Genomic DNA, 22,775 nt, shown 5'->3' on the forward strand with positions numbered 1-22,775 from the left:
GAGGGGAGAGGGGGAGGGGTTAGAGGATGGGGGGTGGGGTGTAGGTGGCTGCGGTGGGGTGGGCGTTCAGCACCGCGGCGACGCGGCGGGCCACCGCCTCGACCTGGGCCGGGGCGGCGCCGACGAAGGCGGAGCGGTCGGCGACCAGGGCGTCGATCTCGGCGCGGGTCAGGCCCAGGCGGCCGTCCGCCGCGAGGCGGTCGAAGAGGTCGTTCTCGGCGGCGCCCTTCTCGCGCATGGCCAGGGCCACCGCGACCGCGTGCTCCTTGATCACCTCGTGGGCGACCTCACGCCCCACGCCGCGCCGGACCGCCGCCACCAGGATCTTGGTGGTGGCCAGGAACGGCAGGAAGCGCTCCAGCTCGCGGTTGATCACCGCCGGGTACGCGCCGAACTCGTCGAGCACGGTCAGGAAGGTCTGGAACAGCCCGTCGGCGGCGAAGAACGCGTCCGGCAGGGCGACCCGGCGGACCACCGAGCAAGAGACGTCCCCCTCGTTCCACTGGTCACCGGCCAACTCCCCGACCATCGACAGGTAGCCCCGGATGATCACCGCGAAGCCGTTCACCCGCTCGCTCGACCGGGTGTTCATCTTGTGCGGCATCGCGCTGGAGCCCACCTGGCCCGGCTTGAAGCCCTCGGTGGCCAACTCCTGGCCGACCATCAGCCGGATCGTGGTCGCCAGCGACGACGGCGCGGCGGCGATCTGGGCGAGCGCGGAGAGCACCGCCAGGTCGATCGAGCGCGGGTAGACCTGGCCGACGCTGTCGAGCACCCGACTGAAGCCCAGGTGCCCGGCCACCCGGCGTTCCAGCTCGGCCACCCGGTCGGCGTCGCCGTCGAAGAGGTCGAGCTGGTCGGCGGCGGTGCCCACCGGACCCTTGATGCCGCGCAGCGGGTACCAGTTGATCAGGTCGTCGAGCCGCTCGTACGCGATCAGCAGTTCCTCGGCGGCCGACGCGAAGCGCTTGCCGAGCGTGGTGGCCTGCGCCGCGACGTTGTGCGAACGGCCGGTCATGACGAGGTCGGAGTGCTCGACGGCGAGCCGGGCCAACCGGGCCAGCGTGGCGACCACCCGGTCCCGGACCAGCTCCAGCGAACGGCGCACCTGGAGCTGCTCGACGTTCTCGGTGAGGTCCCGGGAGGTCATCCCCTTGTGCACGTGCTCGTGCCCGGCGAGCGCGCTGAACTCCTCGATCCGGGCCTTCACGTCGTGCCGGGTGATCCGCTCCCGCTCGGCGATCGAGGCCAGGTCGACCTGGTCGAGCACCCGCTCGTACGCCTCGACCACGCCGTCCGGCACGGGCACGCCGAGGTCCCGCTGGGCCCGGAGCACGGCGAGCCAGAGCCGCCGCTCCATCCGGATCTTCTCCTCCGGCGACCAGAGGGCGACCAGTTCGGGCGAGGCGTACCGGTTGGCGAGCACGTTCGGGATCGTCGTCACGTACCTCATTCTCCCGTACGCCCGAGGCGCGGCCCGTACGGGCTCCAGCCGTCACCGGTCAGGAGGAAGGAGAAGTCGGCAGGTGGCATACCCGTGCCGGGCTGGGCGAACCACGTCTGTCCGGCAACGCCCGCCCGGTTTTTCACCGGGCGGGCGTCGGTCGTTCAAGGAACTCAGCGGCCGGGCAACGTGACCGTCGGGTCGAGGGCGATCCCCAGTTGCTGCGTCGCGGTCAGAGGAAACCGGCCCGTCGCGTTCGCCGCGAGCGTCACCCGCAGCCACATGCCGTCGCCACGCCGTACGTCGATCTCCCGCTGCGTGGCGACCCCGCCGGCATCCCGGGTCGTGATGGTGCGGTGCCGCTCGCCGCGCGGTCCCGCGCCCGCCGCACAGACCCGGGTCGGGGTGGACTCACCGCAGACCAGGTCACCGGCCGGAGCCGCGTCGCGTCGCCGGATGTCCACCGACAGGAGCCCGGCCACCCGCTTGACCATGACCCGGCCGTAACCCCAGTAGGTGTCCGTCGTGTTCCGGGTCTCGGCACCGCGGTCGCTCCAACCCGCGCCCAGGTCGTTCGCGGTGAACACCGGGCCCTCGCCTTCCGCGCCGGTGACACCCGGGGCCTGCCGCTGAATCGCGGCGAGCACCCAACTGTTGATCAATTGCTTGCGGACCCGGGCGTCCCCACGGAGCGGATCAGCGGCCACCTCGGCGACGGCCGGGTCGAGCACCAGCGCGGTCAACTGCGCCTCGGTGAGCGGCGGATCCTCGTCCTCACCCGTGATGCGGACGTTGAGGACCACGCCGTCGGGACGCTGCACCCAGACCGAATGGGTCATGGTGAAGCCGGTCGGACTCCGGCCGAGCCTGCCATGCGGGTTGCGCGTGGAGCTGGTCTGGATCGTCTCGCCGGCAGGTCCGGTCCTGGTGGCGCAACGGGCCTCCTTGACCTCCCGGGGCGAGCAGGACCGCAACGCTCCCCAGTCCAGCGGGATGCCCAGGGTTAGGTAGCCGAACCGGTCACCGGCACGGACCCGCCCCTGGCCCATATAGCCATCCGGGGTGTAGCCGCGGGTGCTCGCCCCGGAGCCCCAGACCACCCCGCCCTCCCAGGCGCCGTCCTGCCGTATCCATTCGAGGTCCGGCGCCACCCGGCTCATCGCCTCGAAGATCGCCCGGTCGGTGGGGGTGAAGACCTGGTTCTGGCCGGGCGGTGGGATGCGTACCGTCGGGTTCGGCACCGCAGGCGGGGCCGTTTGCTGGTGACCGCCGGTGACGGCAACACCGACCATGATCGCGCCGGCCGCGACGGCCGCCGTCCCGATCACGGCGAGCCGGCGCAGTCGCAGGCGACGACGCTGTCGGGAGATGACCCGGTCCAGGTCGATGGAGCTGGGCGGTACCTCACTGACCGCCTCGTCGAAGATCGTCCGGTAGCTCATGCGCCCTCCCTGCCCGCGTCCATCGGCACCAGGGCTCGCAGGCTCTCCAGCCCTCGTGCCGCCTGGCTCTTGACGGTGCCCTCGCTGATTCCCAGCGCACGGGCGGTCTCCTCGACCGAGAGGTCGCAGTAGAAACGCAGGACCACCACGGCCCGGCGGCGTGGCGGTAGCTGCGCCAGCAGATCCAGGAGCAGTTCCCGGTCGGCGAGTACCACCTCCGGCACGTTCGGCTCGGCCCGGTCGGGCAGTTCGTCGGTGGACCTCTCCCGGCGCCAGGGCCGGCGCCGCTCGTCCAGCCAGGCGTTGGTGAGCATGCCGCGGACGTACGCGTCGACGTGCTCCACGCGGCGCACCCGCCGCCAGTGCCGGTAGAGCTTGCCGATGGTGATGGACACCAGGTCGTCCGCGGTGTGCCAGTCACGGCAGAGCAGGTATGCCGTGATGCGCAGTGGCTCCAACCGGGCGCTCACGAACTGCCGGTACTCGTCCTCGTCGGCCCGGTTCACCGCGCCGGACCTTGCGTTGGCCTCATGCCTGGGGAACGGGACGACGGGTCGGTGAGGTTGCTCGGCGGCCGGAGCGGGCAGTCTCGATCCTCACTGCGTGGCCAGTGCTGGAACACTCGACAAACGGGCGGCGTTGTGGGCTGATTTGCCCCGCCGAGCTCGCATTCGGTCAGCGCTCCGACCGGCTCAGGGTGCGGGGCGGCCGGTGAGGGCCCGCCACAGCACGGCGCACGCCTCCGCCTCGGTGTCGACGACCAGCCGGACGTCGTACCGGCCCCGCTCGTAGGAGCCGACCTCCCACCGGCCACCCGGCGACCGGCGTACGAACCAGAAATCGGGCGGGACCGGCACGTGTTCGTGCACGCCTTCCAGCTCGAACGCGTCCGGGGACATCCCGGTCGCCAGCAGGGCGTCACGCACCTCGTGCCGGTCCACTCCCCTTACCTCCCCTGTCGACGCGGCTCAGCAGACGGGAACGCCGCCGCCCGCCCCACCCTGCCTCGGCACCGCCGTCGTCGGGCACGGCGGGGCGACGCCGTCGAGGTACTCCTCGACGAGGTAGTGGTGGTCGATCAGCCACTGCACGTTCAGGAGACCGCCGGCCTGCGGCACGTAGGCCGGGTTGAGCTGGAACTGGGTGCCCATTCCGGGCTGCGCGAACCACGGCGTGATCGGGCCGGAGTCGACGTCGAACGGCTTGAGCACGCAGTAGGTGTGGTAGTTGGCCAGCGGGGCCGCCGGCGGGACGCCCGGCGGGGGCGGCGGGATCGGCGGCGTGTTCAGGCTCTGCGGCGCGAGCGAGCGGGCGCTGAACGGGGTACCGGGCGGAGCGAGGAAGGCGCCGCCGGGGAAGCCGAAGCGGTCGAGGCGGTACCCGGGCAGCAGGGTCTGCCGGGCCTTGATCGGCTCACCGTGCGGGCCGAGGACGTAGCCGTCCTGCGGCGGGAAGCGCAACTGCGCGGGGCTTCCGAAGGTGTAGTTCGTCAGCCACTGGCTCTCGGTCTGCAGGCCGAGCCGCTGATAGCCGGCGAGCAGCGGGCCGACCGGCGAGGCGAAGGGCAGTTGGGCCGGCCCGAGCAGCCGGTTGCCGGCGAAGAACTCGGTGGTCTCCGGCGCGTTCGGTGGCAGCCCGGGACGGCAGAGGCCCGGCGAGGGCTGGCCGGTGGTGCCGCCCGGCCGGGCGCCGGCCTGCCCGGTCGGCGGCCGACCGTCGTCCGAGCCGTCGTCGGAGGGCGCGGCGGCCAGCGCCACTGCGGGCGGGGCGGCGACGTACGAGGCGCCGGGGAGCAGGACCAGGGCCGCGCCGGAGAGTACGGCGACCAGCCAGCGTCTGGAATTCACGACAAACCTCCTCATGAAGGACAAACAGCGTCTTCATCTTCAGGAAGTTCGAAGGTGAATATGAGGTTTTGTTCGTTTTGTCCACCTACGGGCGAGCGCGCCGTCAGGAACGGCTGCCCGGGCCGCGATCAGTCGGGCCGGCTCGCCGTCGGCCCCGCCCGCACCACGAGCCGGTCCAGGTAGAGCAGCTGCAACGCGACGAACCCGGCCAGGAACAGCACCAGCATCGGCAGCGGCAGCACCTGGGCGATCAACCCCTGTGCGGCGTCCCCGTCGCCGAACCTCTCGGCGAGCCGCATGACGACCAGGTTGGTCGCGGGGGCGTGTTGGACGTCCCGGACCACGAGCTGCGGCCACAGCCAGCCCTGGGCACCGGCCAGCCAGCTCACCAGCCCGGCGCCGGCCAGCAGCGGCAGGGCGGGCAGCAGCATCGTCGGCGCGAACCGGCCGCCGGCCGCCCAGCGGTCCCGCTGGCCCCGGAAGAACAGGGTGAACAGCACGAGCGCGGGGATGGAGAGCCAGCCGGGCGGAATCAGCCCGACGAAGGTGTCGACCTGGTCGGCCTCCCGGGCCCGGAGGAAGTGGGCGAGGGCCAGCGGGCCGTCACCGACGAAGAGCCAGGGCGCGAACGGTAGGAGGAGCAGCTCGCTGGCCCGGCCCAGCGGGCGCAGGCCGCCGACGGCGAAGCCGGCCAGCGCGGCGAGACCCACTCCGACCACCGCCGAGATCAACGGCGGGAGCCAGGTGTTGGCCTGGATCGACCCGGTGGAGACGCCGGAGGGCAGCGGCGGCGTGTCGGCGGTCAGCGCCCGCAGCCAGGGTGCCAGCACGTACGCGAGCACCCCGAGGAACACCAGCAGCCCTACCGCCAGCAGGCCGAGCGCGGCGGGGTTCCGCCCGCCTGCCTCCGGCGTACCGCCGGCCGGCCGGTCGCGCCACCCGGTGAAGGAGATCCTCGTCCGGGTCACCAGGAGCAGGCCGACGGCCAGGAGGCCGAGCACGGCCAGCAGCACCAGCAGCAGCACGCTGCCGGCGGCGCCGACGCCGAACTGGGCGCGGACCAGGCTGTCCCGGACGATCCGCACGAGCGGGCCGGCCTCGTCGCCACGCGCCGCGAGAACGGGCCACTGGAGGGACCACGACTGCACGGTCACCGCGACGACGGTCAGCCCGAGCACGCCGCCGACGGCAAGGGCCGCCGGGCCGGAACGGCCATCGCCGGGCCTGCCATCGCTGGTACGTCGGCGCAGCGCGCCCAGGAAGAGGGTGGTGCCGACCGCGACCACCAGCCCGGCCGTCAGCAGCGCCACGGTGCGTACGGCGGTCAGCGTCGGCGCCTGGGCCCACGCGTCCCGGTCGGACTCGAACCGGTCCAGGGTCCACGCCGCCCCCACGGCCACCGGGGCATAGGCGGCCAGCGGCAGGGCCAGCAGCGCCCGGGTCACCAGTCGGGGCCCCCGGCCGGCCCGCTCCGCGACGAACGCGAGCAACGGGGCGACCACCAGCGCGAGCAGCAGCGGCACGAGGGCGAGCAGCAGCGCGAAGCCCAGGTCACCGAGGAATCCGCGCTCGATCACCTGCGCATAGTTGTCGCCGCCTGCCGACTCGGTCGGCCGGCCCGGCAGGCCGCCCCGCCGGAAGCTCTTCACAAGCGTGCTGACCGACGGCAGCACGTACGACCAGAGCAGTGCGCCGACCGCCGGCACGAGCAGCAGCAGGCCGGTGACGACCTGGGCGACCCGGCTGATCCCGACCCCTCCGGACGACTCCGGACCGGGCGGGCCGGCCAGCGGAGACGAAGAGGCTTTCGGGTCGGGCACGGACGTCGGGGTGGCAGACACCGGAACGGTCCTTCCGGTCAGTCGGGCAGGAGGGCAGGCCGCCTCAGGCTAGGCCACCGGCCCGACACCGCGTCGACCCGCGACCCGCACCTCCTCAACCCCCGCCCCGCCCCGCCCTGGCCCCGGCCCCGGCCCCGACCCCCGCCCGCGATCTTGCACTTTCGGCCCGCTCTTTGGGGGAAACGCGGCATTTGCCCGGGCACAAAGTGCAAGATCGCGGGGCGGGCCGGGGTGGGCTGCCGGGCCGCAGCGGGGGCTGCCGGGCGACGACCGAGGGGTCAGCGCTCCAGGATCGCGGTCACGCCCTGGCCGCCGGCGGCGCAGATGGAGATCAGGCCCCGGCCGCCGCCCTTTTCCGCCAGCAGCTTCGCCAGGGTCGCCACGATCCGGCCGCCGGTGGCCGCGAACGGGTGCCCGGCCGCCAGCGACGAGCCGTTGACGTTGAGCTTCTCCCGGTCGATCGCGCCGAGCGGGGCGTCCAGCCCGAGCCGGTCCTTGCAGAACTCGGGCGACTCCCAGGCAGCCAGGGTGGCCAGCACCTGGGAGGCGAACGCCTCGTGGATCTCGTAGAAGTCGAAGTCCTGGAGGGTCAGCCCGGCCCGGGCCAGCATCCGGGGCACCGCGTAGGCGGGGGCCATCAGCAGCCCCTCTTCGCCGTGCACGAAGTCGACGGCGGCGGTCTCCGACCAGGAGAACCAGGCCAGCACCGGCAGGCTGTGCTCGCGGGCCCACTCCTCGCTGGCCAGCAGCACGGTCGAGGCGCCGTCGGTCAGCGGCGACGAGTTGCCGGCGGTCATGGTCGCCCGGTCGGCGTCGGGCCCCTTCGCGCCGAAGACCGGCTTCAGCGAGCCGAGCTTCTCCAGGGTGCTGTCCGGCCGCAGGTTCGCATCCCGGTTCAGCCCGAGGTACGGCGTCAGCAGGTCGTCGAAGAACCCCCGGTCGTACGCGGCGGCGAGCCGCTGGTGCGAGCGCAGCGCCAACTCGTCCTGGGCCTGCCGGTCGACCTGCCAGCGCAGCGCGGTGCGGGCGGCGTGCTCGCCCATCGACAGCCCGGTACGCGGCTCGGCGTTGCGCGGGATCTCGGGCCGGAACGGCTGGCTCGGCCGCAGCTTCGCGGCGATCCGCAGCCGTTCGCCGAGGGTGCGGGCGCTGTTCAGCCTGAGCAGCGTGCGACGCATCTCCTCGTTGACCGCCAGCGGCGCGTCGGAGGTGGTGTCCACGCCACCGGCGATGCCGACGTCGAGCTGCCCCAGGGCGATCTTGTTGGCGACCAGGATGGCCGCTTCGAGCCCGGTGCCGCAGGCCTGCTGGATGTCGTACGCGGGGGTGTGCGGGTCGAGCTTCGAGCCGAGCACCACCTCGCGGGTCAGGTTGAAGTCCCTCGCGTGCTTGAGCACCGCGCCGGCCACCACCTCGCCGACCCGCTCACCGGCCAGGCCGAACCGGGCGACGAGCCCGTCCAGCGCCGCGCCCAGCATGTCGGCGTTGGACGCGCTCGCGTACCGCGAGTTGGACCGGGCGAAGGGGATGCGGTTACCGCCGATGACCGCCACCCGCCGGATGCTCTGCACGATCCCGCCTCCTCGAAAGCCTTGCCCGTAGCCTACTCACCAGTAGGCTACGCCTATGACCGACAGGTACGCGAGCTTCGTCCGATCGGGGGCCGGCCGCACGCTGGTCAAGCGCCTCGGGCTGCCCGACCCGCCGCGACTGCGCCGGCACACCCCCGGCGATCCCCTGGCACCCGGGCCCGTCCTGCTCGGCGCCGCCACCGGCGGCCGGCTCGCCGAGCCGGTCGGCAGGTTCCTGGCCGCCGCCGGGGTCGAGCTGCGCGATCCCGGAGCCGCCGATCCCGCCACCGACGGGCAGCGGTACGCCGCCCTGGTCTTCGACGCCACCGGCATCACCGACTCCACCGACCTGCGCCAGCTGTACGACTTCTTCCACCCGCACGCCCGGTCGGTGCTGCCCAGCGGCCGGGTGGTCGTGCTCGGCACCCCGCCCACCGAGTGCGGCTCGCCCCGGGAGGCGACCGCGCAGCGGGCCCTGGAGGGGCTGACCCGCAGCATCGGCAAGGAGTTCGGCCGGGGCGTCACCGCCCAGCTCGTGTACGTCACGAAGGCCCCCGACGCCGGCAGCTGGACCAGCCTGGAGGCGACCCTCCGGTTCCTGCTCTCCGGGCGGTCCGCGTACGTCTCGGGGCAGGTCGTCCGGGTCGGCGCCGGCACGGCCGAGCCGCCGGCCGACTGGGACCGCCCGCTGGACGGGCAGGTCGTCCTGGTCACCGGGGCGGCCCGCGGCATCGGCGCGGCGCTGGCCCGGGTGCTGGCCCGCGACGGCGCCCGGGTCGTCGCGCTGGACGTCCCGGCGGCCGGCGACGAGCTGGCCACGGTCGCCAACGAGATCGGCGGCACGGCCGTCCAGCTCGACCTGACCGCCACCGACGCCCCGGCCCGGCTCGCCGAACACCTGGCGGGCCGGCACGGGCGGGTCGACGTGGTCGTGCACAACGCCGGCATCACCCGGGACAAGACCCTCGGCCGGATGGACGCCGACCGCTGGGACTCGGTCGTCGACGTCAACCTCTCCAGCCAGGAGCGGATCAACGACGTGCTGCTGGAACGGGAGCTGATCCCGGCCGGCGGGCGGATCGTCTCGGTCTCCTCGATCGCCGGCATCGCCGGCAACCGGGGCCAGACGAACTACGCCACCAGCAAGGCGGGCGTGGTCGGGCTCGTCGAGTCGCTCGCCCCGGCGCTGCGGGAGCGGCAGATCAGCGTGAACGCGGTCGCCCCCGGCTTCATCGAGACCCGGCTGACCGCGCGCATCCCGCTGGTGCTGCGCGAGGCGGGCCGGCGGATGAACAGCATGTCCCAGGGCGGCCTGCCGGTGGACGTCGCCGAGACCATCGGCTGGCTGGCGTGGCCCGCCTCCGGCGCGGTCAGCGGCAACGTCGTCCGCGTCTGCGGCCAGAGCCTGTTGGGGGCGTGATGGCGACCGACGACCGCCCCGGCCCCGCGCCGTCGGACGAGGCGGTGCCCGACCGTTCCGGCCCCGCGCGGCCAAAGGAGGCGACGCCCGACCGTCCCGGCCCCGCGCGACCGGATGAGGCGACGCCCGAGGCGGCCGGGCACGCGGGGGCGCGGCGGCGCGTCGAACTGCCCCGGATGCCGGCCGCCGGGGCGCTCTACCGGCGGGCGCTGCTCGGCGCGCTGCCCGGTCTCGGCGGTGGGCGGAGGCCGGCGGACAGCCCGGCGGTCGAGCTGGCCGTCAACGGTGTCGCCGTCGACCGGGCCCACCTGGCCGACTACGACCGGGTCTGCGGGTTCCGGCTCACCGACCGGCTGCCCGCCACGTTCCCGCACGTCATGGGCTTTCCGCTGGCTCTGCGCCTGATGACCGGGCCGGGCTTTCCCATCCCGCTCACCGGCGTCGTGCACGTCGGCAACCGGATCACCGTGCACCGGCCGGTCAACGCCGACGAGGCCCTCGACTTCACCACGTACGCGGAGAACCCGCGCCCACACGACCGGGGGCGGCAGATCGACGTGGTGCTGGTCGGCTCGGTCGGCGGCGAGGAGGTGTGGCGCGGCGTCTCGACGTACCTCGGCAGGGAGGGCAAGCGGGGCGGCGGCGGGCGGCGCGGCCAGGGTGAGCGGCCCCCGGCCCCGGCCGGTTCGGCCCGTTGGCGGGTCGAACCGCGGGTCGGCGCGGACTACGCGCGGGTCTCCGGGGATCACAACCCGATCCACACCTCCCGCGTCAGCGCCCGGCTGTTCGGCTTTCCCCGGCCGATCGCGCACGGCATGTGGAGCAAGGCCCGCTGCCTGGCCGCCTTGGAGAACCGGCTGCCGGACGCCTACACCGTCGAGGTGGCCTTCAAGCTGCCGGTGCCGCTGCCGAGCACGGTGAGCTTCAGCACTCTGCCGGCCGGCGGGTTCGCCCTGCACGACCAGCGCGGCCGACCGCACCTGGTGGGCTCCGTGCGCTGACGCGCCCCTGCCGAGCCGCGTCCGGGGGCTTGGCAGGGGCACTTTTCTGCGCTACGTTGTTCTCACACCGAGATGTTCTCAGATTGAGAGAGACGTTGTGGACGAGCAGGACTTCCTGGCCACGTACGAGCCCCGGAACTACCCGGCGGTCGCCGTGACCGTCGACGTGGTGGCGCTGACCATCCGGGACGGCGCGCTGCACCTGCTGCTGATCCGGCGCGGCCAGCCCCCGTTCGAGGGGCACTGGGCGCTGCCCGGCGGCTTCGTCCACCCCGACGAGGACCTGGCCACCGCCGCCCGGCGGGAGCTGGCCGAGGAGACCGGGCTCGGCGGCGCGGGGCTGCGGCGCGTACACCTGGAGCAGTTGGCCAGCTACGGTGCCCCCGACCGCGACCCCCGGATGCGGATCGTCTCGGTCGCCCACCTGGCCTTCGCGCCCGACCTGCCCGACCCGGTCGCCGACACCGACGCCGACGAGGCGATCTGGCTGCCGGTGACCGAGCTGACCAGCCGACAGCTCGCCTTCGACCACGGCCGGATCATCGACGACGGGCTGGAGCGGGCCCGGTCCAAGCTGGAATACACCCCGCTCGCCACGCGCTTCCTCGCCCCCGAGTTCACGATCGGCGAGCTGCGCGCCGTCTACGAGACGGTCTGGGGCCACCCGCTGCACGCCGGCAACTTCCACCGCAAGGTGCTCTCGGTGCCGGGCCTCGTGGAGAGCACGGGCGCCAGCACCGAACGCGGCGGCGCCCGGGGCGGCCCACGCGCCAAGCTCTACCGGGCCGGCGACGCCCGCCTGCTGCACCCGGCGCTGCTGCGGCCGGCCCGGGAGGAGACGGTCCGATGATGACCGCAGAGGCCATCCGCCTGGTCACGGCCGCCCGCACCGACGACGACCTGTTCGGCACGGACCAGCCGGCCCGCCGCTACCGCGAGCTGGTCGCGGCCCTGCACCCCGACCGCCTGCCGGCCGACCCGGCGGTACGCGCCGACGCCACCGACGCGTTCGTCCGGGTCACCACCCGGTGGCGGGCCCGGCAGGTCACCGTCCTCGGCGACTACCGCCTCGGGCGGCCGGCATACTCCGGCGACCTGGCCGACCTCTACGACGTCGGGGACGACCGCCTGCTCAAGCTGCCCCGGCGGCCCACCGACAACGACCTGATGGCCCGCGAGGCGGACGCCCTGCGCACCCTCGCCGAGCGGGGCGACCCGCGCTACCTGCCGTACGTGCCCCGGCTCGTCGAGACCTTCCGGCACCGGGACGCCGCGACCGGCGCCGAACGGCGGGTCAACGTGCTCGCCGCCGCGCCCGGCCTGCACGACCTCGCCGAGGTGCGGCGCGCGTACCCGGACGGGCTGGACGCCCGCGATGTCGCCTGGATGTGGCGCCGGCTGCTGGTCGCGCTCGGCCTGGCCCACCGGGCGGGCGTGGTACACGGCGCGGTCCTGCCGCAGCACGTGCTGATCGAGCCGGACGGCCACGGCGTGGTGCTTGTCGACTGGTGCTTCTCGGTCACCGGCGGCGGCACCGTCCCGGCGCTGGTGCCCGGTCACGAGGACTGGTACCCGCCCGAGATCCTCAGGAAGCAGCCCTGCGGGCCGGGCAGCGACATCGCCATGGCCACCCGCTGCATGACCTGGCTGATGGGCCCGCACGCACCACGCGAGCTGCTCACCTTCGCGCAGGGCTGCCGGCAGCGGTTCCTGACCAAGCGGCCCGACGACGCCTGGCGCCTGCTCGGCGAACTCGACGAGGTGCTGGAGCGGCTCTACGGCCCCCGCACCTTCCGACCCTTCACCCTCAACCCCTAAGGAGCTGTCATGGGCAGTGGAATCTGGTCCACCGACGTGTACGACGCCGCCGACCGCTACCGCCGGTCCACCGGCAAGAGCGCGTTCTCCTACAGCGACAGCGGGGCACGGAAGGTGCACGCCGCCCTCGACCCGCGCGACGCGATGCGCGAGAGCCGCGACTCCGACGAGCACCCGCAGTCGACCGCCATCGCGGTGCTGTTCGACGTGACCGGCTCGATGCGCAGCGTGCCGCGCGTCCTCCAGACCAAGCTGCCGCAGCTGCTCGGGCTGCTCCAGCGGCAGGGCTACGCCAGCGACCCGCAGATCATGTTCGGCGCGATCGGCGACGCCACCTGCGACCGGGTGCCGTTGCAGGTCGGCCAGTTCGAGTCGGACAACCGGATGGACGACGACCTCGGCCGGATCGTGCTGGAGGGCGGTGGCGGCGGGCAGATGACCGAGTCGTACGAGCTGGCCATGTACTTCATGGCCCGGCACACCGTCACCGACTGCTGGGAGAAGCGCGGCCGGCGCGGCTACCTGTTCATCATCGGCGACGAGCTGGCCTACCCGCAGGTGAAGGCCCGGGAGGTGGCCCGCCTGATCGGCGACGACCTCGGGGAGGACGTGCCGCTGCGGCAGGTGGTCGACGAGGTGACCCGCCGCTGGGACACCTACTACCTCCTGCCCGCCGGCAGCCACTACGCGGGCAACGCCAAGGTGCTCGACTTCTGGCGGGACCTGCTCGGGCAGAACGCCGTCGTGCTGGACGACCTGGACGCGGTCTGCGAGACCATCGCGCTCACCATCGGCCTCGGCGAGCAGGCCATCGACCTGGACGAAGGGCTGCGCGACCTGGAGCGCGCCGGCTCGGGTGCCACCGGCACGGTGTCCAAGGCCCTGGCCCGGCTGGGCCGGGGGCGGCGCGCCGAGGTGTCGACGCTGCCCGCCTTCCGCGACACCGGCGGGGTGACCCGGCTGTGAGACACGTGGCGATGATCGACCTCGGCGACGGCGAGGTGGCCCGGCGATGAGACACGTGGCGGTGGTCGACCTCGGCTACGGGGACGCCGGCAAGGGCACGGTGGTGGACTGGCTCTGCGCCACCCGGCCCGTCCACACGGTGGTCCGTTTCAACGGGGGCGCGCAGGCGGCACACAACGTCGTGCTGCGCGACGGGCGGCAGCACACCTTCGCGCAGTTCGGCGCCGGCACCTTCCACCCCGGCGTCCGTACGCACCTGTCGCGGTACGTGGTGGTGGACCCGCTGGCCCTGGCCGCCGAGGCCGACCACCTCGCCTCGGTCGGGGTGTCCGACGCGCTCGACCGGTTGACCGTCGACGGGGAGGCGCTGCTCGCCACCCCGTACCACCGGGCCGCCAACCGGGCCCGGGAGATCGCCCGGGGAGCCGACCGGCACGGTTCCTGCGGGCTCGGGGTGGGTGAGACCGTCGCGTACGGTCTCGCCCACCCCGACGAGGCGCCCCGGGTGGCCGACTGCCGCACCCCGGCGCTGCTGCGCCGCAGGTTGACCGCCCTGCGGGACCGGCTGACCGCCGAACTGGGCCCGCTGGACGCCCCGCCGGTCGAGGACTGCCTGCCCGCGTTCACCGCGTTCGCCGAGCGGGTCGCCGTCGTCGACCGGAGCTGGCTGGCCGGGGCGCTGCGCGCCGGCACCTGCGTCTTCGAGGGCGCGCAGGGGGTGCTGCTCGACGAGTGGCACGGCTTCCACCCGTACACCACGTGGAGCACCACCACGTTCGCCAACGCGGAGAGCCTGCTCGCCGAGGCGGGCCTGCCGGGCGGCGCGACCCGGCTCGGGGTGCTCCGGGTGGTCACCACCCGGCACGGGCCCGGCCCGCTGGTGACCGAGGACCCGGCCCTGCCGCTGACCGACCCGCGCAATCCGACCAACCCGTGGCAGGGCCGCTTCCGCTTCGGCCACTTCGACGCGGTCGCCCACCGGTACGCCCGGGACGCGGCCGGCGGGGTCGACGCCCTCGCGCTGACCCACCTCGACCTCGCCGGTCCCGCGCTGCGGATCTGCCGCCGCTACGACACCACCGACCGCCTCACCCCGGGCCCGCCCGGTGACCTGGACCGGCAGGCCGCGCTCACCGCCCGCCTGCTGCGCTCCCGCCCGCTGTACGACGACGCGCCCGCCGACTGGACGGAGGCGGTGAGCGCGGAACTGGCCGCCCCGGTGGTCCTCACCTCCCACGGCCCCACCGCCAACGACAAGACCCCCCACACCCACCTACTAACCCCACCCACCCTCACCCCCACGCCCTAACCCCACCCACCCTCCCCGCCCTCCCCGCCTCCCCGCCCTCCTCCCCCTCCCCGCCTCCCCGCCCCCTCGGCTCGTCGATCTTGCACTTTCTGCCCTCGTTATGCGGCATTTGCTCCTTTGGTCGGGGCGCAAGGTGCAAGATCGACGGGCCGAGGGGGCGGGGAGAGGAGGGGGTGGGGTTCCGGGTAGTGGGGGTCGGAGGGGGGTTGGGCGGCGAGCATGGGAGGCGTGGAGTCTGCGATCGACCTGCTCCGGCAGCTCGTCACCTCGCCGTGGGTGTACCTGCTGTTGTTCGGGCTCACCGCGGTCGACGCGTTCTTTCCGGCGGTACCCGGCGAAGCCGCCGTGATCACCGCCGCCGTACTCGCCGCCAGCGGCAGGCCGAACCTGGTGGCGGTAATCGTCGCCGCCGCGCTCGGGGCATGCGCCGGCGACCACATCTCGTACGCCATCGGACGGGTCGGCGGCGCACAACGGCTCGCCCGTTTCCCCGACGGCAGCCGGCGGCGGGCCGGATCGGAGTGGGCCCGTCGGGCGATACACCAGCGCGGCGGCCTGATCCTGACCACCTCCCGGTACGTGCCGGGCGGCCGGACAGCAGTCACGCTCACCATGGGCGCGGTCCGCTACCCGCTCCGATCGTTCCTGCTCTTCGACGCCATGGCGGCAGTGAGCTGGGCGCTCTACTGTGCCCTGCTCGGCTATTTCGGCGGGCTGGCCTTCGAACGCGACCCGATCAAGGGCATCCTCGCCGGAATCGGCCTGTCGGTAATGATCACGCTGCTGTTGGAAGCAACCCGCTGGCTACGCCACCGCAAAACCCGCCCCACCCCCCACCCCTAGCACCCCCCGCCCCCGCCCTTCCGCGCCCGCGCCCGCGCCCGCGCCCGCGCCCGCGCCCGGCGATCTTGCACTTTCGGCCCTCTCCTTGTCGCAGATGCGTTATATGTCGGGGCAGAAAGTGCAAGATCGCCGCACAGAGTAGGGGCGGGGCGGGGTCAGGTGTCGGTGGGGGTGTTCAGGTACGTCCGGAGGGCGTTGTGGGTGCGGGGTAGGCCGTGGTCGCCGACGAGCATGGCGAAGTTGCCGAACGGGTGGCCGTCGAGCTGCCAGGTCTCCGGCGATCGGGCCAGCACCTCGGCAAGCCGCCGCTGTCGTGAAGTCAGCGCTTCGGGGGGCGTACCGTCGGGCAGTTGACCGTCCGGGAACGCGAGGGCCAGCGCCTCGGTCGTCACCGGCAACGCCTCGACACCGGTGACGGCGGGAAGCCGGTCGAGCAGGGCGTCGAACGCCCGGTCGGCATGCCCTGGGCCGAGCTGCCGCAACGCCAGGGCCGCGTAACCGGGCAGGTCACCGCCGTGGAACGGCACCACGGCCGCACCCGTGGTCGCCGAAAGCGCCGCGGACACCGCTGCGGCCTCCGGGACCGCCGCAGCCTGGCCGGTGGTCGCCGGGAGCGACACAGGCAGCCCTGCCGCCGGGAGCGACACAGGCAGCCCTGCCGCCGGGAGCGGCGCAGACAGCCCTGCCGCCGGGAGCGGCGCAGACAGCTCCGCGGGCGCCGGGAGCGGTGCTTCCGGGGCGTACCCGGCGTCGTCGGCAGGCTCCCGCCCCGCGTCGGCCATCGCCGTCCAGCTCAGCAGTTCCTCGACGGTCGCCTCGTCGGCCGCCGCGCCGAGCACCCGGGCCCGCCCGACCGCAGCGGCCCAACGGACCTCGGGACGCGGGTCGGCGAGCAGCTCGACGTCGGGTGCGGCACCGAGCAGCCCGACCGACACCAGGGCGGTGCCGGCCACGCCGGCCTCAGCCTCGCCGGCCGCCACCGCGAGCAACGCCGGCAGGCTGCCGGCCGCGTCCTCCGGGAACCAGCCGAGCAGGTACGCGGCCCCGGCGCGCAGCCCCGGGTCGGCGTCGTCGAGCAGGGCACGGAACAGCGGCACCCCGGTCCGCACGGCGTCGTACGCGGCCAGCTCGATGTGCGCCCAGAACCGTCGCTGGTCCTCCGCGCTCAGCGACTCGACGTACGCGTACTCGACGTATTCCTTGTCACTCTCGTCGTCGCCGTCCCACGGGGGCGGCTTGGCGGCGAGCAGCTCCCGCCCGCCCTCGGCCACCCGGCGGAACTCGGCCACCGGGAAGCCCTCGGGCAGCCAGCTCTCGTCGTAGCCGACCGCGAGGGCCGCCAGCAGGGCGAGCAGCGCGTCGCGGTCTGGCGTGGCCGGGTCGGCCAGCAGGTCGAGCAGGAACGGCACCGCGTGGGCCGTCGCCTCGAAGCGGCTGCCCTGGTGGAGGATGTTGGCGTAGAGCTCGCCGAGGGCTTCACCCCGCACCTCCGGGTCGGGCGAGCGCAGGGCGCGGAGCTGGCCGGGCACGTCACCGGCCGACCCGTAGGCGTGGCCGAGCCGCCGCCAGTCCACCTCATCCAGACCGTCGAGCACCCGCACATCCTCGCGCCACCCACCGACAGTCCCGCGCCGCGGACGCGACCGGGCTCCGCCGCGATCCCGCTCCGCCCGAATGCGTCAGCTCGGCCGGAGGGGCGCGCTCACGCCTGGGGCGGGTGCCAGGTGACGCCGTGGAGAAGCTGGCCGGCGCCCAGCCAGGCGGCGTTCATCATCCGGGTGGCGGTCTTCTCCGGGTCCGCCTCCGGGTGGTCGGCGAGCCAGTCGGCCAGCGACTCGGTGGCGCCCACCAGGGCGTACGCGACGACTTCCAGATCGGTCTCGCCCACCTCGCGCCCCTCGGCGCGCAGCGCGTGGTCGAGCATCCCGGCGACCACCTCGACGAGCCGGGCGCGCATGCCGGCCAGCTCGCCGGCGAAGGGCTGTTCGCCCCGGGCCTGCCGGTAGAGCACCGCCCACCCGTCCCGGTGCGCCCCGACGAAGCCGAAGAAGGCGCGGAGCCCACGCCAGAGCCGCTCGTCGGCCGGCAACTCGGGGGCTGCCGCCCCGGCGATGGCATGCGTCATCCGGGTCGCCTCGCGGTGCAGGCAGGCGACGAAGAGTTCTTCCTTCGTGCCGAGATACGCGTAGACCATGGGCTTGGAGATGCCCGCGTCCTCGGCGATCTCGTCCATGCTCGCCGCGTGGAAACCCCTGCGTGAGAACACTTTGACGGCCGCGTCGAGCATCTGCTGCTCGCGTACGGCCCGGGGGAGGCGCTTGAAGGCGGGCGGGGTGGACACCTTGCGAGCATACCTACCCGGCCGTAAGGTTACGCACGAGTAGCCAATCCCGGAAGGTGCAGCCCAATGACTGACTTCGACCCGGCCAACTTCGCGAACGTCGGCCCCAAGGAGTTCGCCCAGCTGGTCAAGTCCACCCCGGACGACAAGATCGCCGAGGTGATGTCCGGCGACCTGCGCGGCAAGATCCTCAGCGAGGTCTTCGGTCGGATGCCGCAGCTCTTCCGCGCCGACCGGGCCGGCTCGACCAACGCGGTCATCCACTGGGGCATCACCGGGCGCCCCGACGGCGGCACCGACACCTACGAGGTGGTCGTCGCCGACGGCACGTGCACCGTCAACGAGACCCCGCAGCACGACCCGAAGCTCAGCCTCACCATGGGCCCGGTCGAGTTCCTGAAGATCGTCTCCGGTGGCGCCAACCCCGTCATGATGTTCATGACCGGCAAGCTCAAGGCCAAGGGCGACCTGGGCCTGGCCGCCAACATCGCCAACCTGTTCGACATCCCCAAGGCCTGACATGGCCGAGTTCTCGCTCGACCTGAACGAGGAACAGCGGGACCTACGCGACTGGGTGCACGGCTTCGCCGCCGAGGTCGTGCGCCCGGCCGCGGCCGAGTGGGACGCCCGGGAGGAGACTCCCTGGCCGATCATCCAGGAGGCGGCGAAGGTCGGCCTCTACGGCTTCGAGTTCCTTGCCACCTGCTGGGCCGACCCCACCGGCCTCTCCCTCCCGATCGCCAGCGAGGAACTCTTCTGGGGCGACGCCGGCATCGGGCTGGGCATCTTCGGCACCTCCCTCGCCGTGGCCGCGATCTACGGCACCGGCACGCCGGACCAGATGGTCGAGTGGGTGCCGCAGTGCTTCGGCACCGTCGACGACCCGGCCGTCGCCGCTTTCTGCACCACCGAGCCCGAGGCCGGCTCCGACGTCGGCGCGATGCGCACCCGGGCGGTCTACGACGAGGCGACCGACGAGTGGGTGCTCAGCGGGCAGAAGGCGTACGCCACAAACGGCGGGATCGCCGGCGTGCACGTGGTCACCGCCTCGGTCGACCCGTCGCTCGGTTCCCGGGGGCAGGCGGCGTTCGTCGTACCGCCGGGCACCGCCGGCCTGACCGCGACCCGCAAGCTGCGCAAGCTGGGCCTGCGCGCGTCGCACACCGCCGACGTCTTCCTCGACGACGTACGCGTGCCGGGGCGCTGCCTGCTCGGCGGCCGGGACGCCCTGCTCGAACGGCTCGACCGGGCCCGTACCGGTAAGCGCGCCTCGGGCCAGGCCGCGATGCGCACCTTCGAGCTCTCCCGGCCCACGGTCGGCGCGCAGGCGCTGGGGGTGGCCCGGGCCGCCTACGAGTACGCCCTGGACTACGCGAAGGACCGGGTCCAGTTCGGCCGGCCGATCATCGAGAACCAGGCGGTCGCGTTCGCGCTGGCCGACATGAAGATGGAGATCGACGCCGCCCGGCTGCTGGTCTGGCGGGCCTCCTGGATGGGCCGCAACAACCGGCCGTTCACCGCCGGCGAGGGCTCGATGTCCAAGCTGAAGGCCGGCGAGGTGGCCGTCTCCGTCACCGGGCAGGCCGTGCAACTGCTCGGCGGGGCCGGGTTCCTGCGGGACCACCCGGTCGAGCGCTGGTACCGGGACGCCAAGATCTACACCATCTTCGAGGGCACCTCCGAGATCCAGCGACTGGTCATCTCCCGAGCCATCTCCGGCGTTCAGATCCGCTGATTCCCTACCGGGGGGCGCGTCATGGACCTGCCGTTCGTCGTCGCCACACTCACCCGGCGCGGGCTGCTCGCGCCGGGCCGCCCGATCCGGGTCTCCGCTCAGCTCCAGGCGCTGCGCAGGTGGGGCTGGAACATCGCCGGCGAGCTGCGCCAGGCCGCCGCCCGCGACCCCGGCCGGACGGCCGTCGTCGACGAGCGGGGCGCCGAGCTGACGTACGCCGAACTGCTGGACCGCGCCGAGCGGCTGGCCCGGGGGATGCGGGCGGTGCTCGGGGTGCGGGCCGGGGACCGGGTCGGCGTGCTCTGCCGCAACCACCACGGCCTGATCGAGGCGGTGGTGGCCGCCACCCTGCTCGGCGCGGACGCGGTGCTGGTCAACACCGGGCTCTCCGCCGCGCAGCTCGCCACCGTGGCGACCGAGCAGCGGCTGCGGGTGCTGGCGCACGACACCGAGTTCGGCGACCGGATCGTCAGCCTGCCGGCCGAGGTGGGGCGGCTCGACGAGCGGGCCCGGGAGGAACTGCTCGCCGGTGCCCTCCCCGGCGAGCTGCGCCCGCCGGAGCGCGACGGCCGGATCATCGTGCTCACCTCCGGCACCACGGGAACGCCCAAGGGTGCCCGGCGGCCCACCCCGAGCGGCTTCGGCCCGCTGGTCTCCATCATCGACCGCATCCCGCTGCACGCCCGGGACCGGGTGATGATCGCCGCCCCGCTCTTCCACACCTGGGGGTACGCCGCCCTCCAGGTCTGTTTCGCCCTGCGGGCCACGATCGTGCTGCACCGCCGCTTCGACCCGGCCGCCACGCTGGCCGCCCTGGCGGAACAGCGCTGCGACGCCCTCTTCGCCGTACCGGTGATGCTGCAACGGCTGCTGGAGGTGCCGCCGCCGGACCCCCGTCCCCCGCTGAAGGTGGTCGCGGTCAGCGGTTCCGCCCTGCCGGGCGGCCTCGCCACCAGGTTCATGGACGCCTACGGCGACGTCCTGCACAACCTCTACGGCTCCACCGAGGTCTCGTGGGCCTCCATCGCCACCCCCGTCGACCTGCGCGCGTCGCCCACCACCGCCGGCCGCCCGCCGCACGGCACCCGGTTGGCGATCCTCGACGCGGCGGGCCGGCCGGTGCCGGCGGGCCAGGTCGGGCGGATCTTCGTCGGCAACGAGATGCTCTTTGAGGGCTACACCTCCGGGGCCACCCGGGAGCACCGCGACGGCCTGCTCGAAACGGGCGACCTGGGGCGGGTCGACGCCGACGGCCTGCTCTTCGTCGAGGGCCGGGCCGACGACATGATCGTCTCGGGTGGGGAGAACGTCTTCCCCGCCGAGGTGGAGGACCTGATCGCCCGGCTGCCGCAGGTGCGGGAGGTGGCCGTGATCGGCGTACCCGACCCGGAGTACGGGCAGCGGCTCGCCGCGTTCCTCGCCCTGCGCCCCGGCGAGACGCTCGACCCGGAGGCGGTCCGCGAGTACGTCCGGCACTACCTGGCCCGGTTCTCCGTGCCAAGGGACGTCGTCTTCGTGAAGTACCTGCCCCGCAACGCCACCGGCAAGGTGCTGGCCCGCGAACTGAGCCGCTACCACGGTTGACCGTTCCCCGGTCGTTACTGGCCGGATGCCCCGCTGCCCATAGGCTGGCGGCACCATGATCGGCTCCGGACCTCGCCGCCGCGCCCGTCACCGCCACCGTCCCCGCCACCGCCTGCCCGGGCCACGGATGGCGCCGCTGCTGCTGGTCGAGGCGGCGACGCTGCTCTCCAACACCGGCAACGGGGTGGCCAACGTGGCCCTGCCCTGGCTGGTGCTGGAACGCACGGGCAGCGCCACCGCGGCCGGCGTGGTCGCGGCGGCCGCCGCCCTGCCGCTGCTGCTGTCCGGCCTGTTCTCCGGCACCGTCGTGGACCTGCTCGGCCGGCGGCGTACGGCGCTGGTCTCCGACACGCTCTCCGCCGCCTCGGTCGCCGCGATCCCGGTGGTCGACGCCCTGCTCGGGCTGGACCTCGGCTGGATCGTGGCGCTGGCCGTGCTCGGCGCGGTGTTCGATCCGGCCGGGCTGACCGCCCGGGAGACGCTGCTGCCCGCCGCCGCGCAGGCCGCCGGCTGGCGGATCGAACGGGCCAACGGGGTGCACGAGGCGGTGTGGGGGCTCGCCTTCCTGATCGGGCCCGGCGTCGGGGGCATCCTCATCGCCGCGTTCGGCCCAGGATCGACGCTCTGGGTCACCGCCGCCGGGTTCGCGCTGGCCGTCGTGATGATCGCCGCCGTCCGGCTGCCCGGGGCCGGCCGGCCGGAACGCCCCCCGGAGGGCCTGTGGCGGGGCACCGTCGAGGGGCTGCGGTTCGTCTGGCGGGACAAGCTGCTGCGTACCATCGCGCTGCTCACGATGGTGCTGGCCGCGCTCTACCTGCCGGTCGAGGGCGTACTGCTGCCGGCGTGGTTCGTCGCCCAGGGGGAGCCGGCCCGGCTCGGCGCGATCCTGATGGCCATGAGCGCCGCGGGCGTAATCGGGGCGCTCGCCTCCGGCGTGGCGGGTCGGCGGGTCCGTCGCCGCACCCTGCTGGTGACCTCCCTCCTGGTCATCGGGGTGTCCCTGGTCGGCCTGGCCACCCTGCCCCCGTTCCCGGCCATGATCGGTTTCGCCGCCGGGATCGGGCTCGCGTACGGGCCGGTCAATCCGCTGTCCAACTACGCCATGCAGACCCGCACCCCGGAGCGGCTGCGCGGCCGGGTGGTCGGGGTGATGACCTCGTTCGCGTACGCGGCCGGCCCGGCCGGTTACCTGCTCGCCGGGCCGCTGGTGGAACAGATCGGGCTACGCCCCGCGTTCCTGGCGCTGGCCGGGACGCTGCTGCTGGCGGTGCTGGTCGCCGCGCCGCTGCCGGTGCTGCGGGCACTGGACGACCCGCCCCGCTACCCACCCGCCCCGCCCGGCGACACGTCGGGCCGGGCCGAGGCGCCCGTCCCGCCCGGCGGCGCGTCGGACCGCTTCGAGTCGCCCGTCCCGCCCGGTGGCGCGTCGGGCCGTTTCGAGTCGCCCGTCCCGCCCGGCGGCGCGTCGGGCCGGGTCAAGGTGCCCGCACCGCCCGGCGGCGCGTCGAGTTGGGTCGGGCCGCCCTACCCGTCGGGCGGCAGGTCGGGCCGGGCGGATGGGACGGCCGTCCCGCCCGGCGGGCAGTGGGACCCCGCAACCCACCCCATCACCG

The 22,775-nt window shown here is 73.9% G+C and carries 19 protein-coding genes and 1 pseudogene; 11 read left to right on the plus strand and 9 right to left on the minus strand.

All coding sequences use genetic code 11. The features are described from left to right. Positions 1–19 precede the first annotated feature (19 nt). The 7 genes from purB to ABZ809_RS01005 all read right to left on the minus strand — a co-directional run bounded on the left by purB (position 20) and on the right by ABZ809_RS01005 (position 8,145). Positions 20–1,444, minus strand: a complete 1,425-nt coding sequence (purB, locus tag ABZ809_RS00975; RefSeq protein ID WP_357560263.1) for an adenylosuccinate lyase — start codon at positions 1,442–1,444, stop codon at positions 20–22. A gap of 173 nt (positions 1,445–1,617) precedes the next feature. Next, positions 1,618–2,886: a hypothetical protein gene (locus ABZ809_RS00980; protein ID WP_357560264.1), complete on the minus strand. Its 1,269-nt coding sequence runs from the start codon at positions 2,884–2,886 to the stop codon at positions 1,618–1,620. Beyond that, complete coding sequence (locus ABZ809_RS00985) at positions 2,883–3,392, minus strand: SigE family RNA polymerase sigma factor (protein ID WP_357560265.1); 510 nt, start codon at positions 3,390–3,392, stop codon at positions 2,883–2,885. Before ABZ809_RS00985 ends, ABZ809_RS00980 begins: the two co-directional genes overlap by 4 nt. 186 nt (positions 3,393–3,578) lie before the next feature. Continuing rightward, a complete protein-coding gene (locus ABZ809_RS00990; protein ID WP_357560266.1) occupies positions 3,579–3,827 on the minus strand; it encodes a hypothetical protein in 249 nt (82 codons plus the stop codon). Positions 3,828–3,854: 27 nt separating this feature from the next. After that, positions 3,855–4,733, minus strand: a complete 879-nt coding sequence (locus ABZ809_RS00995; protein WP_357560267.1) for a TNT domain-containing protein — start codon at positions 4,731–4,733, stop codon at positions 3,855–3,857. A 128-nt stretch (positions 4,734–4,861) separates the two neighbouring features. Continuing rightward, positions 4,862–6,574: a sugar ABC transporter permease gene (locus tag ABZ809_RS01000; RefSeq protein ID WP_357560268.1), complete on the minus strand. Its 1,713-nt coding sequence runs from the start codon at positions 6,572–6,574 to the stop codon at positions 4,862–4,864. A gap of 278 nt (positions 6,575–6,852) precedes the next feature. After that, complete coding sequence (locus ABZ809_RS01005; RefSeq protein WP_357560269.1) at positions 6,853–8,145, minus strand: acetyl-CoA C-acetyltransferase; 1,293 nt, start codon at positions 8,143–8,145, stop codon at positions 6,853–6,855. A gap of 55 nt (positions 8,146–8,200) precedes the next feature. On the opposite strand from ABZ809_RS01005, the gene ABZ809_RS01010 reads away from it, so the two are divergent. The 7 genes from ABZ809_RS01010 to ABZ809_RS01040 all read left to right on the plus strand — a co-directional run bounded on the left by ABZ809_RS01010 (position 8,201) and on the right by ABZ809_RS01040 (position 15,502). Continuing rightward, entirely contained in the window at positions 8,201–9,565 is a 1,365-nt protein-coding gene (locus ABZ809_RS01010; protein ID WP_357560270.1) for a 3-oxoacyl-ACP reductase, read from the plus strand. A gap of 176 nt (positions 9,566–9,741) precedes the next feature. Beyond that, positions 9,742–10,566 (plus strand): MaoC/PaaZ C-terminal domain-containing protein, encoded by an 825-nt coding sequence (locus ABZ809_RS01015; RefSeq protein WP_357560801.1) that lies wholly within the window; start codon positions 9,742–9,744, stop codon positions 10,564–10,566. A gap of 97 nt (positions 10,567–10,663) precedes the next feature. Further along, positions 10,664–11,416, plus strand: a complete 753-nt coding sequence (locus ABZ809_RS01020; RefSeq protein ID WP_357560271.1) for an NUDIX domain-containing protein — start codon at positions 10,664–10,666, stop codon at positions 11,414–11,416. Continuing rightward, positions 11,413–12,384, plus strand: a complete 972-nt coding sequence (locus ABZ809_RS01025) for a serine/threonine protein kinase (protein WP_357560272.1) — start codon at positions 11,413–11,415, stop codon at positions 12,382–12,384. Before ABZ809_RS01020 ends, ABZ809_RS01025 begins: the two co-directional genes overlap by 4 nt. A gap of 9 nt (positions 12,385–12,393) precedes the next feature. Continuing rightward, positions 12,394–13,350, plus strand: a complete 957-nt coding sequence (locus ABZ809_RS01030; RefSeq protein WP_357560273.1) for a hypothetical protein — start codon at positions 12,394–12,396, stop codon at positions 13,348–13,350. A 46-nt stretch (positions 13,351–13,396) separates the two neighbouring features. Beyond that, on the plus strand, positions 13,397–14,659 hold the full coding sequence (locus ABZ809_RS01035; RefSeq protein ID WP_357560274.1) for an adenylosuccinate synthetase: 1,263 nt from the start codon (positions 13,397–13,399) through the stop codon (positions 14,657–14,659). 228 nt (positions 14,660–14,887) lie between these two features. Further along, positions 14,888–15,502, plus strand: coding sequence for a DedA family protein (locus ABZ809_RS01040; RefSeq protein WP_357560275.1), 615 nt, complete (start codon positions 14,888–14,890; stop codon positions 15,500–15,502). A 155-nt stretch (positions 15,503–15,657) separates the two neighbouring features. Here ABZ809_RS01040 and ABZ809_RS01045 read toward each other — a convergent pair whose 3' ends face one another. Both ABZ809_RS01045 and ABZ809_RS01050 read right to left on the minus strand, forming a co-directional pair. Further along, entirely contained in the window at positions 15,658–17,097 is a 1,440-nt protein-coding gene (locus ABZ809_RS01045) for a hypothetical protein (RefSeq protein WP_357560276.1), read from the minus strand. A gap of 107 nt (positions 17,098–17,204) precedes the next feature. Continuing rightward, the gene (locus ABZ809_RS01050; protein ID WP_357560277.1) at positions 17,205–17,843 is read right to left on the minus strand and encodes a TetR/AcrR family transcriptional regulator; all 639 of its coding nucleotides are present in this window, start codon (positions 17,841–17,843) and stop codon (positions 17,205–17,207) included. Between the two features lie 66 nt (positions 17,844–17,909). Between ABZ809_RS01050 and ABZ809_RS01055 the strand changes: the two genes are divergently transcribed. The 4 genes and pseudogenes from ABZ809_RS01055 to ABZ809_RS01070 all read left to right on the plus strand — a co-directional run. Next, positions 17,910–18,362, plus strand: coding sequence for an SCP2 sterol-binding domain-containing protein (locus ABZ809_RS01055; RefSeq protein ID WP_357560278.1), 453 nt, complete (start codon positions 17,910–17,912; stop codon positions 18,360–18,362). A 1-nt stretch (position 18,363) separates the two neighbouring features. Then, positions 18,364–19,578, plus strand: a complete 1,215-nt coding sequence (locus tag ABZ809_RS01060; RefSeq protein WP_357560279.1) for an acyl-CoA dehydrogenase family protein — start codon at positions 18,364–18,366, stop codon at positions 19,576–19,578. Positions 19,579–19,599: 21 nt separating this feature from the next. Next, positions 19,600–21,162 (plus strand): AMP-binding protein, encoded by a 1,563-nt coding sequence (locus tag ABZ809_RS01065; protein ID WP_357560280.1) that lies wholly within the window; start codon positions 19,600–19,602, stop codon positions 21,160–21,162. Positions 21,163–21,289: 127 nt separating this feature from the next. Then, positions 21,290–22,543 (plus strand): annotated as a pseudogene (locus ABZ809_RS01070) (MFS transporter); the annotation flags it as partial. Positions 22,544–22,775: the final 232 nt, after the last annotated feature.

Origin of the sequence: Micromonospora sp. NPDC047074 (assembly GCF_040643815.1) — a bacterium.
GTDB lineage: Bacteria > Actinomycetota > Actinomycetes > Mycobacteriales > Micromonosporaceae > Micromonospora.

Coding starts and splice junctions, on each gene's coding strand:
- ABZ809_RS01030 (WP_357560273.1), top strand. CDS start 12,394: ATGGGCAGTGGAATCTGGTCCACCGACGTGTACGACGCCGCCGACCGC.
- ABZ809_RS01035 (WP_357560274.1), top strand. CDS start 13,397: ATGAGACACGTGGCGGTGGTCGACCTCGGCTACGGGGACGCCGGCAAG.
- ABZ809_RS01060 (WP_357560279.1), top strand. CDS start 18,364: ATGGCCGAGTTCTCGCTCGACCTGAACGAGGAACAGCGGGACCTACGC.
- ABZ809_RS01010 (WP_357560270.1), top strand. CDS start 8,201: ATGACCGACAGGTACGCGAGCTTCGTCCGATCGGGGGCCGGCCGCACG.
- ABZ809_RS00980 (WP_357560264.1), bottom strand. CDS start 2,886: ATGAGCTACCGGACGATCTTCGACGAGGCGGTCAGTGAGGTACCGCCC.
- ABZ809_RS01055 (WP_357560278.1), top strand. CDS start 17,910: ATGACTGACTTCGACCCGGCCAACTTCGCGAACGTCGGCCCCAAGGAG.
- ABZ809_RS01025 (WP_357560272.1), top strand. CDS start 11,413: ATGATGACCGCAGAGGCCATCCGCCTGGTCACGGCCGCCCGCACCGAC.
- ABZ809_RS01065 (WP_357560280.1), top strand. CDS start 19,600: ATGGACCTGCCGTTCGTCGTCGCCACACTCACCCGGCGCGGGCTGCTC.
- ABZ809_RS01015 (WP_357560801.1), top strand. CDS start 9,742: ATGCCGGCCGCCGGGGCGCTCTACCGGCGGGCGCTGCTCGGCGCGCTG.